This is a genomic window from Diaphorobacter ruginosibacter, from assembly GCF_014395975.1.
GTDB lineage: Bacteria > Pseudomonadota > Gammaproteobacteria > Burkholderiales > Burkholderiaceae_C > Diaphorobacter_A > Diaphorobacter_A ruginosibacter.
In genome coordinates this window covers 3693651-3708971 of record NZ_CP060714.1, presented here as the reverse complement: position 1 = coordinate 3708971, position 15321 = coordinate 3693651, and the positions used below count along the sequence as shown (strand labels likewise).

The 15321-nt window shown below is 66.2% G+C and carries 9 protein-coding genes; 6 read left to right on the top strand and 3 right to left on the bottom strand.

What is annotated here, in order from left to right:
- Nucleotides 1-375 precede the first annotated feature (375 nt).
- Nucleotides 376-1584 carry an FAD-dependent monooxygenase gene (locus H9K76_RS16855; protein ID WP_187596483.1) on the top strand — a complete coding sequence of 403 codons (1209 nt, stop codon included), beginning with the start codon at nt 376-378 and terminating at the stop codon, nt 1582-1584.
- A 15-nt stretch (nt 1585-1599) separates the two neighbouring features.
- On the opposite strand, the gene H9K76_RS16850 is transcribed toward H9K76_RS16855, so the two are convergent.
- Nucleotides 1600-2868 (bottom strand): MFS transporter, encoded by a 1269-nt coding sequence (locus tag H9K76_RS16850; protein ID WP_187596482.1) that lies wholly within the window; start codon nt 2866-2868, stop codon nt 1600-1602.
- Nucleotides 2869-3024: 156 nt separating this feature from the next.
- On the opposite strand from H9K76_RS16850, the gene H9K76_RS16845 reads away from it, so the two are divergent.
- Entirely contained in the window at nt 3025-3852 is an 828-nt protein-coding gene (locus H9K76_RS16845) for an undecaprenyl-diphosphate phosphatase (protein ID WP_187596481.1), read from the top strand.
- A gap of 40 nt (nt 3853-3892) precedes the next feature.
- Here the strand turns inward: H9K76_RS16845 and H9K76_RS16840 are convergent, their stop codons facing one another.
- Both H9K76_RS16840 and H9K76_RS16835 read right to left on the bottom strand, forming a co-directional pair.
- On the bottom strand, nt 3893-4732 hold the full coding sequence (locus H9K76_RS16840; protein ID WP_187596480.1) for an alpha/beta fold hydrolase: 840 nt from the start codon (nt 4730-4732) through the stop codon (nt 3893-3895).
- 57 nt (nt 4733-4789) lie between these two features.
- Nucleotides 4790-5617, bottom strand: coding sequence for a proteasome-type protease (locus H9K76_RS16835; RefSeq protein WP_187596479.1), 828 nt, complete (start codon nt 5615-5617; stop codon nt 4790-4792).
- A gap of 293 nt (nt 5618-5910) precedes the next feature.
- Between H9K76_RS16835 and H9K76_RS16830 the strand changes: the two genes are divergently transcribed.
- The 4 genes from H9K76_RS16830 to H9K76_RS16815 all read left to right on the top strand — a co-directional run bounded on the left by H9K76_RS16830 (nt 5911) and on the right by H9K76_RS16815 (nt 15309).
- The gene (locus tag H9K76_RS16830; protein WP_246475085.1) at nt 5911-7341 is read left to right on the top strand and encodes an MdtA/MuxA family multidrug efflux RND transporter periplasmic adaptor subunit; all 1431 of its coding nucleotides are present in this window, start codon (nt 5911-5913) and stop codon (nt 7339-7341) included.
- A gap of 50 nt (nt 7342-7391) precedes the next feature.
- A complete protein-coding gene (locus H9K76_RS16825; protein ID WP_187596477.1) occupies nt 7392-10559 on the top strand; it encodes an MdtB/MuxB family multidrug efflux RND transporter permease subunit in 3168 nt (1055 codons plus the stop codon).
- The gene (locus tag H9K76_RS16820; RefSeq protein WP_187596476.1) at nt 10556-13774 is read left to right on the top strand and encodes an efflux RND transporter permease subunit; all 3219 of its coding nucleotides are present in this window, start codon (nt 10556-10558) and stop codon (nt 13772-13774) included. The genes H9K76_RS16825 and H9K76_RS16820 overlap by 4 nt, the downstream gene beginning before the upstream one ends.
- A gap of 62 nt (nt 13775-13836) precedes the next feature.
- Complete coding sequence (locus tag H9K76_RS16815; protein ID WP_246475083.1) at nt 13837-15309, top strand: efflux transporter outer membrane subunit; 1473 nt, start codon at nt 13837-13839, stop codon at nt 15307-15309.
- Nucleotides 15310-15321 lie beyond the last annotated feature (12 nt).

Here is a 15321-nt window from a genome sequence, read left to right as displayed (position 1 = left end):
GGGTTTCGTGACGAATGGGCCTGCGGTGCTTGGGTTAAGAGTCTTCGTTTGGAGGTGCTGATATGGCCCCTCATACTTTGTTGCAAAGGCTTGCCGTACCAAAGTACTGTCTTCGCCTTTGCGTCGCGTCTGAGGGGCCATCTCAGCATTGTTGTGAACGGTTCAAGGCGGGCGTGCGCTGCTCAGGCGGTCGTTCAGAGAGCCTTCTTCCTCGAAAAGGTTCGATGAACCTTTTCTTGGTTCCTTCGGGAATGAGGAAACGAAGCCTGCGGCTTCGGTGGGTTGTTCGTGTGGGGATGCTGATATTGACCTGAATCAGGCGACTATTCCCGTGGGATTTGTGCTCGGGCAGGGCACCGCAGCACAATCGTGGCCATGCAAAAACAGATTTTGGTGGCCGGGGGCGGCATTGGAGGTCTTGCTGCGGCGCTGGCGGCGGGGCGTGCCGGATGGGAAGTGCGTCTTTTCGAGCGGGCGCAGGCGTTTTCCGAGGTGGGGGCAGGCGTCCAGATCGGGCCGAACGTGGTGCGTCGGTTGCAGGCATGGGGGCTGCATCGCGAGCTGCAGGCGGTGGCGGCTTTTCCCGATCGGCTGCAGGTGCGCAATGCGGTGTCGGGCGATGAGCTGGCGGCGCTGCCGCTAGGCGCCGCGGCGATCGCGCGGTATGGCGCGGCCTATGCCACGATCCACCGTGCCGATCTGCACGCATTGCTGCTGCATGCGGTGCAGGACTCACCACTCGTACATCTGAACCTGAACCAGCCGGTGGAATATCACCAGCAGGGCGATGGCGTGGTCACCATCCGGCTGCGCGATGGCACGCTGGTGGAGGGCGATGCCCTGATCGGCGCGGACGGGCTGCGTAGCGGCACGCGGTCCCGGCTGCTGGGGGAGGTGCCTACGCGCAGCTCGGGGCATCTGGCGTACCGGGCCGTGCTGGTGCAGAAGGATCTGCCGCAGGCGCTGCGCACGCAGCATGTCACCGCATGGCTGGGCCCCAGGCTGCATGTAGTGCAGTACCCGCTGCGCCGCGGCGAACTCATGAATGTGGTCGCCATACGGCATGGCGAGCCACCCGCCGATCTGGAGCACTGGGACCATGGGGCGAATGCGGCCGACCTGGAGGCGGCGTTGGCGCAGACCTGCGCACCGCTGCAGGATCTCGTGCGTGCCGTTGCGCAGATCGGCGATGGCTGGCGGTTGTGGCCGCTGTCCGACCGCCCGCCGGTGCGAGGCCCGGACGACATGGCGCAGGGGCTGGTGGCATTGCTGGGGGATGCCGCCCATCCGATGCGTCCGTATCTGGCGCAGGGCGCCGGCATGGCGATCGAGGATGCTGCCGAGCTGCAGCGCGCACTGTCCATGCACGACCTCGACGTCGATTTGCGCCTGCGCCGCTATGCGCTCAACCGCTGGCAGCGCAATGCCCGCGTGCAGGAGCGTTCGCGCCGCAATGGCCGCATCTTCCATGCGACCGGGCTGGTGCGCTTTGGCCGCGACATGTCGCTACGGCTGCTGGGCGAGCGCTTGCTGGACGTGCCGTGGCTGTATCGCGGCGATGGCTCCAACGCCAGCCAGCTCTGAGATCGTCAACGCGTTCTAGGAGGCGGCGGCCGTCCTGGGCGGGCCGGGCAGCAATGCGAAGGCGACGGCCGCCAGCACCAGCAGCGCGGCAATGCTGTACATCACCGGCCCGAAGGGCTCGATCGAGCGTGACTGGGCGAACGAGGCCACCGCACCGGTGAACCACTGCATCGCCGCGATGCCCAGGAACATGGCCATGGTGAACGCGGCCATCGCACGTCCGGTGAGCGTGGCGGGGTAGGCGCTGCGCACGTCGGCGTATTGCAGGATCAGGTAGCCCGAAAGGAACCCGATGGCCAGCGAGGCGGCGATGTTGGCCGCCGCATGGTGCGAGAACCCGATGAAGGCGAACAGCGCGGCAAAGACCAGCGTGCAGACGGCAAGCCAGCGGCGGCGGTGGTCGGGGCCGGGGTCGATGCGGCCGAACACCATGGGACCGCACAGTGCCACGAGGGACAGCACCAGCGCCACGTTGCCGCTTTGCACCAGCGAGAAATCGTAGCGGCTGATCAGGAGCGGGCCGAGCCACAACCCGCGCAGGCTGATGAAGGCCGCATAGGCGACGAAGCCCAGCGTGACGATGCCCCAGGTGTGCGGGATCAGGAACAGCGAGCCAAAGCGCCTGACGGCCTCGCCCATGGTTTCCTTCCGTGCACCGGCGGCCTCGGGCTGTACGGGCTCGTGCACCACGCGCCAGATCCAGCACCAGGCGATCAGCGACATGCAGGCCAGTACGCCGAAGCCCACGCGCCAGGAGGTGCTCTGCACCAGCCACGCGAGCGGAGTGCCAGTGAACAGCATGCCGAGCGTGCCGATGGCCATGGCCGTGCCCGATACCGACGCAAAGCGCGAGACCGGGAAATGGCGCGAGATGAAGACGGTGCAGGCCAGGAACGCCGGAGCGCAGCCCACGCCGATCAGCGCCTGCCCGGCCAGCAACATGCCGTAGCCGGGAGCCATCGCGGAAATGATGGCACCCGCAATCGCAAGGGGCGATGCCAGCAGCACCGTGCGCCGCACTCCCCACAGGTCGATGGCGATGCCCATGAAGAGCTGCATCGCTCCGAACATGAAGTGAAAGCTGCCGGCAAAGATACCGAGCGCCTGGGGCGTCAGTCCCAGCTCGCTCGACAGCGGGGCAGCGAGGATGGCTGCGACGGTGCGGTAGGCATTGCTCAGGGCGAAGCCGGCCGTCAGCGCGAGCAGCATGGCCCAGGCGGTGGAGCGTGCGGAGGAGGGCTGCGTGCTGCCATGCGGCAGGGGCGACGGGCTGGGTGCTGGCATGTCTCTGTGTTGTGCGGGCTTGCACCCTGTTCCTGCGAGTGTGCTTCAAATCCGCAGGGCCTGCACGGGAACAAACGGTAACCGGGGGCCGGCGGGAACTTTCGCGGGCAGGGAAAGCACATAATCTTCGCTTTCGTTCGTAGTCTGGATATCAACGTGGATCTGCTTTTACTGCTCAAGGCCGCCATCATGGGCGTGGTCGAGGGACTGACCGAATTTCTTCCCATCTCCTCGACGGGGCACCTGATCCTCGCGGGTGCGCTGCTGGGCTTCGATGACGAGAAGGCCAAGGTCTTCGACATCGCCATCCAGACCGGAGCGATCTTTGCGGTGATCCTGGTCTACTGGGAGCGCATCCGAAGCACCATCGTCGAGCTGCCGACACAGCGCAAGGCGCAGAAGTTCGCGCTCAACGTGATCATCGGATTCCTGCCTGCGGTGGTTCTGGCCCTGATCTTCGGCAAATTCATCAAGGCGCATCTGTTCACGCCCGTGGTCGTGGCCACCACCTTCATCCTGGGCGGCTTCATCATCCTGTGGGCCGAAAAGCGCACCGCCGTAGCCACGCGCGTGAACTCGGTCGACGAGATGACACCCATGGATGCGCTGAAGGTCGGTCTGGTGCAGTGCCTTGCGATGATCCCCGGCACCAGCCGCAGCGGCTCCACCATCATCGGCGGCATGCTGCTGGGCCTCTCGCGCAAGGCCGCCACCGATTTCTCGTTCTTCCTGGCCATCCCCACGCTGATCGGCGCAGGCGTCTACAGCCTCTACAAGGAGCGCGCGTTGCTGAGCACGGCAGACATTCCGATGTTTGCCGTGGGCCTGATCTTCTCGTTCATCAGCGCATGGCTGTGCGTGCGCTGGCTGCTGCGCTACATCAGCAGCAACAGCTTCGTGCCGTTTGCGTACTACCGCATCGCGTTCGGCATCATCGTGCTGATCACGGCGTTCACCGGCATGGTGACCTGGGCCGAGGCCTGACGCTGGCCTGAGATCCTCGCGGAGGCGGCTTGCCGGCCCTTCAGTGATGCGGGCCGCGCGCCGCGCGCGATCTGGCCACTTCCGCCAGATTGCGCAGCGAGGCCTCGACGGCGGCCGCCGTCGTATGCGGTTGCTCCATGGGAAAGAGGTGGCTGCCGTCGATCATCGTGATGCGGCCCTGCGTGACACGCTCCGTGAGCGCCATGCCCACCTGGCGCATCTCCACCGACTCCAGCCCGCCAATGAACGCGGCGGGGCATTGCAGGGGGTGTTTCCTGAGTAGCGGCGCCAGGTTGTGCGGCAGGGTGTTGTAGATGGCGGTTTCCACATCGCGGTCGAAGGCCAGCACGCGCTTGCCCGCATGGTCCACGAGACCGTGCTCGACATAGTCGCGCAGCACACGTTCATCCCAGCGGGCAAAGGCCTTCTTGCTGCGGAAATGATCGAAGGCCTCCTGCGTGCTGCCCCAGGCATTGCGGCGCGCGCGGCTCACCTTGCCCGGCGACAGAGCGCCTACCACCTGTGTGCGCTTGGCCATGTCGAGGGCCGTGGCGCGCCAGCCGCTGATGACGGGCGAGTCGATCAGCAGCACGCCGCAGGCGAGCTCGGGATGGCGGGCAGCGGCCATCAGGCTCAGCATGCCCCCGAGCGAGTGCCCCACCAGGTAGACCTTCTCTCCAACGCGCGCGACCTGCTCCGCCGCGAAGTCCGCCAGTTGCTGAACCAGCAGAGGCCAGTTATTGGTGACACGGTAGCGCTCCTCGTGCCCGAAGCGGTCGACCGCGCTCACGTCGAAGCCGCGGCGGCGCAGATCATCGAGCAGTACGCTGTACGTGGCCCCTGGAAAGCTGTTGCCATGGGAGAAAACGATGCTGGGCATGCTGCGTGTCTCTTGTCTTGTCGTTGTGTGTGATGGGCAGGAATACCGGGAGCAGGGTCAGATCAGCTTTTCTTCGGGGCCGGTGATCTTCTTGAGATGCTGGTTGCGATGCGGTTCGACGCGGATGGGCACATCGGTCTGGCCGCCGTTCCACGCCGGATCCTCGATGCTGTCGAACACCGCGCGCAGGCGTTCGCCCCAGCTCTCGCGCACCATGCGGAAATAGGGGTTGTGCTCGTCGATGCAGACGATCTTGTCGGACTCGAACCGGCCCTCTTCATAGAGCACCAGGTCGAGCGGCAAACCCACCGATAGGTTGGATTTGAGCGTGCTGTCCATGGACACCAGGGCGCACTTGGCGGCTTCGTCCAGCGGGGTCTCGGGCGAGATCACGCGGTCGAGCACCGGCTTGCCGTACTTGGATTCGCCCACCTGGAAATAGGGCGTCTCGGCGGTCGCCTCGATGAAATTACCCGCCGAGTACACCTGGAACAGGCGCATGCCCTCGCCCTTGATCTGGCCGCCGAGGATCAGCGAGACATTGAAATCCACGCCCGAGCGTTGCAGGGCCTCGCCGTCGCGTTCCTGGATGCGGCGCACGGCAGCGCCCAGCACGCGGGCCACGTCGAACATGCTGGTGGCGTTCCAGATGGTGATCGGCTCGCCGCCGTCGCTGCAGTTCAGCCGGGTCACCTGCAGGATCTCGCGCACGGACTGCGAAATGCTCAGGTTGCCCGCGGAGAGCAGCACCATGAAGCGATCGCCCGTGTTTTCATAGACCATCATCTTGCGGAACGAGCTGATCTGGTCGAGCCCCGCATTGGTGCGGGAGTCGGAGAGGAAGACCAGCCCGGCTTGGAGCTTGATGGCGACGCAGTACGTCATAGGATGGCAGGAAGTTGGAAGTCGAAAAGGGGCAAGTGTAGTCGCCCGGCGTGCAAAGGCCTGGGAAGGGGCCGTGGCGGGGCGGCGGCACGGACAAGTTTATTCGCGCGGGCTTCACCAATGGTTTACAGGCCATGGCTATCATCGGCCGACCATCTGACCCTTTCAAGGCACCCATGCCACAACGCCCGCCCATCGCCAGCCCGAGCGCCAGCCCAGGCACCAGTCCACGAGCCAGAGCAGGAGCGTCTTCCCTTCGCTCATCGCACGGACGCGCTCGAACCGGTCTTGTGGTGGGGGCCGTGGTTGTGGTGTTGCTGGCCGCGGGCGGTTATGCCTGGTACCGGAACAAGGCATCGTCCGAACCGGGTGCCCGGCAGGCCTCGACGGGAGCGCAGCCGGCAGGCGGCGGCCGGGGAGGGCAGCGCGGCGGGCCACCCGGTGGCGGTGCGCAGGTGCAGCCGGTGTCCGCAGGCGAGGTGCAGCGCGGCGATGTGCGCGTGCTGGTCAACGCCATCGGCACGATGAGCGCTCGGGCCACTGCGGTGGTGCGCACCAAGGTGTCGGGCGAGCTGATCAGGCTGCATTTCAAGGAAGGCGACGAAGTGAAGGCGGGCCAGTTGCTCGCCGAGATCGACCCGCGCAGCTTTGAGGCGGCGCTGAACCAGGTGCAAGGCACGTACCAGCGCGACCAGGCGCTCCTGAAGAACGCACAGCTCGACCTGCAGCGCTACAAGGAGCTGCAGGCACAGGACTCGATCGCCACGCAGCAGGTGGATACGCAGGCGGCGCTGGTACGGCAATACGAGGGGACCGTGGCCTCCGACAAGGCGCAGGTCGATGCGGCGAAGCTGCAGCTCGGCTACACACGGGTGACGGCACCGATCTCGGGGCGGCTGGGCCTGCGGCAGGCCGACCTGGGCAATGTGGTGAACCCGTCGGATACCAACGGCATCGTCACCATCACGCAGATCCGCCCCATCGATGCGCTGTTCTCGCTGCCTGAAGCGCATGTGAGTGCCTTGTCGCGACGCATCACTCAAAAGCAGGACCTGCCGGTGGAGCTCTGGGACCGTGAGCAGAAACAGATGCTGGCCAAGGGGCGCCTGAATGCGCTCGACAACACCATTGACACCACCACGGGCACCGTCAAGGCCAAGGCGTCCTTCGACAATGCCGACAGCAGGCTGTTTGCCAACCAGTTCGTCAACGTGAAGCTGCAGGTCAACCTGCTGCAGGACGTGCTGACCGTGCCGACGACGGCGGTGCAGAACAACTACGTCTATCTCGTGAAGCCGGACAGCACGGTCACGCAGCGCCGCATCACCGTGGGTGTGACCGACGGCGACCGCGTGAGCGTGCAGGGCGAACTGCAGCCGGGAGACCGCGTGGTCACCGACGGCATCGACCGCCTGCGCGAAGGAGCGCAGGTGTCCATCATCGAGTCGGACAAGGTCACCAAGGTGGACCAGGCCGTGCAGAATGCGGCGGGTGCGCCGCGCATGCCGCGCAACCTGCCTCCGGAAATCCGTGCCAAGGTGGCCAGCATGTCGCCCGAGGAGCGCAAAGCGTTCTTCCAGAAGATGCGGGAGGAGCGGGCGGCCAAGGGAGAGGCGGCAAGTGCGCCGCAATCCGCGGCCTCCGCACCCGCACCCGCATCCATGCCTGCATCAGCGCATGTTGCTCCACCGGTGTCCGCACCCGCCTCCGGGGCCGGCCGCTGACCCCGTGTGGCGCGGAGCCTAGCGCAGCAGCACACTGACCGGCGATCCCCATGAATCTCTCCCGTATCTTCATCCTGAGGCCCATCGCCACCTCCCTGCTGATGGTGGCGGTGCTCATCTCGGGCATCCTGGCATACCGGCTGCTGCCGATCTCGTCGCTGCCGCAGGTGGACTATCCCACCATCGAGGTCACCACGCTCTACCCCGGTGCGAGCCCGGACGTGATGACCTCCAACGTCACCGCGCCGCTGGAGCGCCAGTTCGGACAGATGCCGGGGCTCGACCAGATGTCCTCTGTCAGCTCGGGTGGCGCCTCCGTGATCAGCCTGCGCTTTTCGCTGGACATGTCGATGGACGTGGCCGAGCAGCAGGTGCAGGCGGCCATCAATGCGGGCACGAACCTGTTGCCGAGCGACCTGCCGATGCCGCCGCTCTACAGCAAGGTCAATCCGGCCGACGCCCCCATCCTGACGCTGGCGATCACGTCGCCCTCGCTTCCGGTGATCCGCGTGAACGACCTGGTCGAGAACCGCCTCGCACCCAAGCTGTCGCAGGTGAAGGGCGTGGGGCTCGTGGCGATCGCGGGTGGCAGGCGCCCGGCGGTGCGCATCCAGGCGAATCCGACCGCGCTGGCCAGCTACGGGATGACGCTGGACGATGTGCGCTCGGCCATTGCCGCGGCCAACGTGAAGGGAGCCAAGGGCGGGTTCGATGGCCCGTCGCGAGCGTCCACGATCGATGCCAACGACCAGTTGCAGTCCGCCGCCGAATACCGCAACCTCATCATCGCATTCAAGAACGGCAATCCGATCCGGCTCTCCGACGTGGCGGACACGGTGGATGATGCCGAGAACACGCGCCTTGCCGCGTGGGCCGCGAACCCCGTGCAGGGGTCGCAGGCGGGCGTGATCCTGAACATCCGCCGCCAGCCCGGCGCGAACGTGATCCAGACGGTGGACGCGATCAAGACGCTGCTGCCCCAGCTGAAGGAAACGCTGCCCGCATCGCTCGATGTGCAGATACTCACCGACCGCACGGTGACGATCCGGGCATCGGTGGAGGACATGCAGTTCGAGCTGATGCTCGCGATCGGTCTCGTGGTCGCGGTGATCTTCGTGTTCCTGCGCAGCGCCACGGCCACGCTGATCCCGAGCTTCGCCGTGCCGCTGTCGCTGATCGGCACGTTCGGGGTGATGTATCTCGCGGGCTTCTCGATCAACAACCTTACGCTCATGGCGCTCACCATCTCCACCGGCTTCGTTGTGGACGACGCCATCGTGATGATCGAGAACATCGCGCGCTACGTGGAGCGTGGAGAACCACCGATGCAGGCGGCGCTCAAGGGTGCCAAGCAGATCGGCTTCACCATCATCTCGCTCACCATCTCGCTGATCGCGGTGTTGATTCCGCTGCTGTTCATGGGCGACGTGGTCGGACGGCTGTTCCATGAGTTCGCGATCACGATGGCGGTCTCCATCCTCATCTCGGCCGTTGTTTCGCTCACGCTCACCCCCATGCTGTGCGCGCGCCTGCTGCGCCACGCACCCGAGGAGAGGCATGGCCGCCTGTACCGCGCCACGGGCCGTTTCTTCGACGGGATGATCGAGCAATACGGCCGCATCCTCCACTGGGTGCTCGATCACCGTGGACTTACCTGGATCGTCTTCCTGGCAACGCTTGCCATCACCGCGCTGCTGTATTTCGCGGTGCCCAAGGGATTCTTCCCCGAGCAGGACACCGGCACGATCCAGGCCACCACCGAGGCCGACCAGTCGATCTCGTTTGCGGCCATGTCCGAGCGCCAGCAGGCGCTCGTCGAGCAATTGCTCAAGGACCCGGCGGTGCAGTCGATCTCATCCTTCATCGGCGTCGACGGCACGAACACCACGCTGAACACCGGCCGTCTGCTGATCGACCTGAAGCCGCATGCCGACCGTGACGCCGTGGCCACGGTGGTGCGCCGCCTCTCGGGCGATGCAAACCGGGTGCCGGGCATCCGGCTGTTCGCGCAGCCTGTGCAGGACCTGACCATCGAGGATCGCCAGGCACGCACGCAGTACCAGTTGCTGCTGTCCTCGCCCGACATGGACGTGCTCACGCGCAGCACCCAGGCGCTGGTGGAGCGCATGCAGGGCCTGCCCCAACTGCTCGACGTGGGCAGCGACGTGCAGAGCCAGGGCAAGCAGGCCTACGTGAAGATCGACCGCGCGCAGGCCAGCCGCCTGGGCGTGACCGTATCGGCGATCGACACCGCGCTCTACAACGCGTTCGGCCAGCGCCTGATCTCGACGATCTTCACGCAGTCCAACCAGTACCGCGTGGTGCTGGAGGTGGCTCCCCAGTTCAAGATCGGGCCCGAGGCGCTGCAATCGATCTACGTGACCTCGACCAGCGGCCCACCGGTGCCGCTCACCTCGATCGCTTCGATCGAAGAGCGCAACATGTCGCTGTCGGTGAACCATGTGGGGCAGCTTCCTGCGGCCACGATCTCGTTCAACACGGCGTCCGGCGTCTCGTTGGGCCATGCGGTGCAGGCGGTGCAGGATGTGATGAAGACGATGCGCGAGGAGGGCGTGCTGCCGCTGTCGGTGGATGCCAGCTTCCAGGGCGCGGCGCTCGCGTTCCAGGCTTCGCTGTCGAACACGCTGCTGCTGGTGCTGGCGGCCGTGGTCACCATGTACATCGTGCTTGGCGTGCTGTATGAAAGCACGATCCACCCGGTGACGATCCTCTCCACGCTGCCCTCGGCGGCGGTGGGCGCGCTGCTGGCGCTGCTGCTGTTCGGGCTGGATCTCGACATCATCGCGATCATCGGTATCGTGCTGCTGATCGGCATCGTGAAGAAGAACGCCATCATGATGATCGACTTCGCGCTCGAGGCACAGCGCGATGAGGGCCGCAACGCGCATGATGCGATCTTCCAGGCCTGCATGCTGCGGTTCCGCCCGATTCTCATGACGACGCTGGCGGCGCTGCTCGGTGCGCTGCCGCTGATGCTGGGAACCGGCGTGGGCAGCGAACTGCGCCATCCGCTGGGCGTGACGCTGGTGGGCGGGCTGCTGGTCAGCCAGTTGCTCACGCTGTTCACCACGCCCGTGATCTATCTGACGTTCGAGGGCTGGGTGGAGAAGTGGCGCGCCAAGCGCGGCCTTCCTCCCGTGAAACTCGCTCATCCCGAGCAGGAGGATGAGGAGCGCCGCTTGGGAGAGGCTCCATGAAGGGCTGGCCCAGCCTGTCGGCGCCGTTCATCTTCAGGCCGATCGCCACGATGCTGCTGACGATCGGGCTGGCGCTCGCGGGCGGGATTTCGTACTTCCTGCTGCCGGTCGCACCGCTGCCCCAGGTGGACTATCCGACGATCTCCGTGACGGCGAGCCTGCCCGGTGCGGCGCCCGACACCATGGCGGCCACGGTCGCCACGCCGCTGGAGAGGGCCTTGGGCGCGATTGCAGGCGTGAACGAGATGACGTCGAGTTCGAGTCTCGGCAACACCCGCATCACGCTGCAGTTCGACCTGAGCCGCACCGTGGACAGCGCCGCGCGCGATGTGCAGGCGGCCATCAATGCGGCGCGCACGCTGCTGCCCTCGGGCATGCCGAGCAATCCGACCTACCGCAAGATCAATCCGGCCGACGCGCCCATCCTCATGCTGGCGCTCACCTCCGATTCGCTCACGCGCGGGCAGATGTACGACGCGGCATCCACTGTGCTGGCGCAGAAGCTCTCGCAGGTGGAGGGCGTGGGGCAGGCGTCGATCCAGGGGGGCGCGTTGCCGGCCGTGCGCGTGGAGCTCGACCCTGTACGGCTTGCGGCCAACGGGGTATCGCTGGAGCAGGTACGCACAGCGATCTCGGCCACCAATGCGAACAGGCCGCTGGGCGCGGTGGAGCGCGAGGACCATTACTGGCAGGTGGCCACGAACGACCAGGCGCGTGTCGCGGCCGACTATGCACCCCTCGTGCTCAGTTGGTCGAATGGCAATGCGATCCGGCTGCAGGACGTGGCCGATGTCTCCGACTCCGTGCAGGACGTGCGCAACTACGGCGTCATGAACGGCAAGCCGGCGATCCTGCTGCAGGTGTTCAAGCAGCCGGACTCCAATATTCTCGAGGCGGTGACGCGTGTGCGCGCATTGCTGCCGCAGCTCAAGGCGTCGATTCCGGCGGCCATCGACATCACCGTCGTGTCGGACCGCACACCGACGCTGCGGGCGTCGGTAGAGGAGGTGGAACGCTCGCTCGTCATCTCCATCGCACTGGTGATTCTGGTGGTGTTCCTGTTCCTGCGGAACCTGCGGGCCACGCTGATCCCGGCCGTGGCCGTTCCCGCATCGCTGATGGGAACGTTCGGCGTGATGTACCTGTGCGGCTACACGCTCGACAACCTCTCGCTCATGGCGCTGACGGTGGCCACGGGCTTCGTTGTCGACGATGCGATCGTGGTGCTGGAGAACGTCATGCGCCATATGGAGAAGGGCAAGTCCGCCGTGCGTGCGGCGCTTGATGGTGCGCGCGAGATCGGCTTCACCGTGGTGTCGATGAGCATCTCCCTGATCGCGGTGTTCGTGCCCATCATGTTCATGGGGGGCATCGTGGGGCGTTTCTTCCGCGAGTTCGCGGTGGTGATGTCCTCGGCCATCCTGGTCTCGATGCTGGTCTCGCTGACCACCACGCCCATGATGTGCGCCGCGCTGCTGCGCTCGCGCAGCGAGGAGGAGGAACGGCTGCGGAACAGGCAGCAGATGCAGACGACGCGCGGGCGCCTCGGGCGCGCCTGGGATCGGCTGTCCGCCGCGATCGGCCGCGCGGAAGACCGCGCCATGGTTGTCTACCGCCGGTCGCTCGCCTGGTGCCTGCGCCACCAGCCCATCGTCATCCTGGTGCTGCTTGGCGTGATCGCGCTGAACGTGCAGCTGTACCGCGTGATCGAGAAGGGTTTCATCCCCGACCAGGACACGGGCCGCGTGATGGGCTTCATCCGGGCCGACCAGGCGACGTCGTTCCAGGCCATGGAGCGGCGCATCAAGCGTTTCCTGGCGATCGTGCAGGAGGACCCGGCGGTCGAATACGTGACCGGCTTTACCGGTGGCGGCCAGCGCAATTCAGCCAACATGTTCATGTCGCTCAAGCCGCTGGCCGAGCGCAAGGTGTCTTCCGATGAAGTGATCAACCGGTTGCGCGAGAAGCTCAAGGACGAGCCCGGTGCGCGGCTCTTCATGATCAAGCAGACCGACATCCGCATCGGCGGCCGGCAGAGCATGGCCGCCTATGACTACACGCTGCAGGCCGACGACATCCAGGACCTGCGCACCTGGGAGCCCCGCATCCGGCAGGTGCTTTCCACGCTGCCCGAGCTCGAGGACGTGAACAGCGACGTGCAGGACTACGGGCTGCAGACATCGCTCGTGATCGACCGCGACGCCATCGCACGGCTGGGCCTGACGATGTCGCAGGTCGACTCCACGCTCAACGACGCCTTCGGCCAGCGCCAGGTCGGGGTGATCTACAACCCGCTCAATCAGTACCGCGTGGTCATGGAGGCGGCTCCGCGCTTCCTGCAGAGCCCCGAGACCCTGCGCGGATTCTTCTTCGTGAACAAGACCGGGCAGCAGATCCCGTTGACCGCGTTCGCGAAGATCACGACGACCAACACGCCGCTTGCGGTCAGCCACCAGGGCGGAACACCGGCAAGCACCGTGAGCTACAGCCTGGCGCCGGGCGTGTCGCTGTCGCAGGCCAACGACGCCATCCGCAAGGCGGTGGCGGAGCTGGGCGTGCCGGTATCGGTACGCGGCAGCTTCAGCGGCACGGCGGGTGCATTCCAGCAGGCGCTTGCAGGCCAGCCGCTGCTGATCCTGGCGGCCATCATCACCATCTACCTGGTGCTGGGCATCCTGTACGAGAACCTGGTGCATCCGCTGACGATCCTCTCCACGCTGCCGTCGGCTGGCGTGGGCGCGCTGCTGGCGCTGATGCTGTTCAAGACGGAGTTCTCGCTGATCGCCTTCATCGGGGTGATCCTGCTGATCGGGCTGGTCAAGAAGAACGCCATCATGATGATCGACTTCGCGCTCGAGCGCGAGAAGGGCGGCCATGTCACGCCCGCGCAATCCATCTACCGTGCCTGCGACCTGCGCCTGCGCCCGATCCTCATGACGAGCATGGCCGCGATCTTCGGCGCCCTGCCGCTTGCGCTGGGGCGTGGCGATGGCGCGGAACTCCGCCAGCCGCTGGGCATTGCCATCGTCGGTGGCCTGATCGTGAGCCAGTTGCTCACGCTCTACACCACGCCGGTGGTCTACGTGCTGCTGGAGCGCACCCGCCATCGCGTGCGCGCGGCATGGGGCCGGAGGCCGGGCTGGCTGCGCCGCGCGCAACACATGCCGCAGGTGCAGCAGGGGGCGTCGCGCCCTGCGGTGCAGGCCGGGGAATGATGGGGGAACGAATGAACCACGCCACAACGCTACGACAGAACAGAATGCATGGACCGTTGACCATGGGACTGCTGGCAATGGCCATGCTGATGGCTGGTTGCTCCACGCAGCAACCGCTTGAGCGGCCGGCCATCGACGTGCCCGACCATTTCAAGGAAGCCGGCCGCCTCGGCGGCGAGTCGGATATCTGGAAACAGGCGCGCACCGATCTCTCGAGCGACGGCCTGCAGGTGCCCGCACGGTGGTGGACGCTGTATGGCGATGCCACGCTCGACACGCTGCAGGAGGAAGCACAAGCCGGCAGCCAGACGCTGGCACAGGCTATAGCGCGGGTACGGGCCGCGGAAGCCTCGGTGGCCAGCAGCCGCGCCGCGCTGTTTCCCACGCTGGGCACAACGGCCAGCGGCTCGCGCGCCCGCACGGGCGGAGGCTCCTATTCGAACTCGTCGGGCGAGAACGTTGCGCGCAGCGGCAGCATCAACAACACGTACTCGCTGGGCCTGAACGCGAGCTGGGAAGTGGACCTGTGGGGGCGTGTTTCGGGCACGGTGAGCGCCAGCGAGGCCAGTGCCGCGGCAAGTCGCTTCGATCTCGCGGCGGCGCGGCTGTCGCTGCAGGCCTCCGTCGCACAGACGTATTTCTCGATCCGCGCCGCGGAGGCCCAGCAGCGCCTGCTCAAGGAGACGCTGCAGGCCTATGAGCAAAGCTGGCAGCTCACGCAGAATCGGTATCGGTCCGGCGTGGCATCGTCGGCCGATGTGGCGCAGGCCGAGTCGCAGTACAAGAGCACGCAGGCGCAACTCATCGAGTCGCAGTCGACGCGTGCCCAGCTCGAGCATGCCCTGGCCGCGCTGCTCGGCAAGGTGCCCGCGAGCTTCGACCTGCCCGAGACGGGTGTGCTGCCCGCACCCCCGATGGTGCCCGCGATGCTGCCGTCGCAGCTGCTGGAGCGGCGCCCGGACATCGCATCGGCCGAGCGCAGCATGGCGGCTGCGAACGCGCAGGTGGGCGTGGCGCGCGCGGCCTATTTCCCGTCGCTCACGCTGTCCGCATCGGGGGGCTACCGCAACTCGAGCCTCTCCAACCTGCTGAGCCTGCCCAATCTTTTCTGGTCGCTCGGGCCGTCGCTTGCCCTGTCGCTGTTCGATGGCGGGGCCCGGTCGGCGGCCGTCGAGTCGGCACGTGCACAACTGGACCTGACGGCGGCCACCTATCGCGGGACGGTGATCTCCGCACTGCAGGAAGTGGAAGACAACCTGGTGGTGGCAAGCTCGCTGGCGGAGGAGTCGACGGTGCAGAACGAGGCTGCCGCCGCAGCGCGCAAGGCGCTCACCGTGGCCAACAACCAGTACAAGGCAGGCATCGTGGCCTACCTCAATGTGCTTTCCGCGCAGACCACGGTGCTGAGCGCGGAGCGCAGCCTGATCGACCTGCACAACCGGCGCCTGGTGGCGGTGAATACGCTGCTCAAGAATGTGGCGGGCAACTGGGACGGACAGCCCGGTAACCTAGCCACGGGCTCGGCCAAAGAGTAAGCAGGTCGCCTC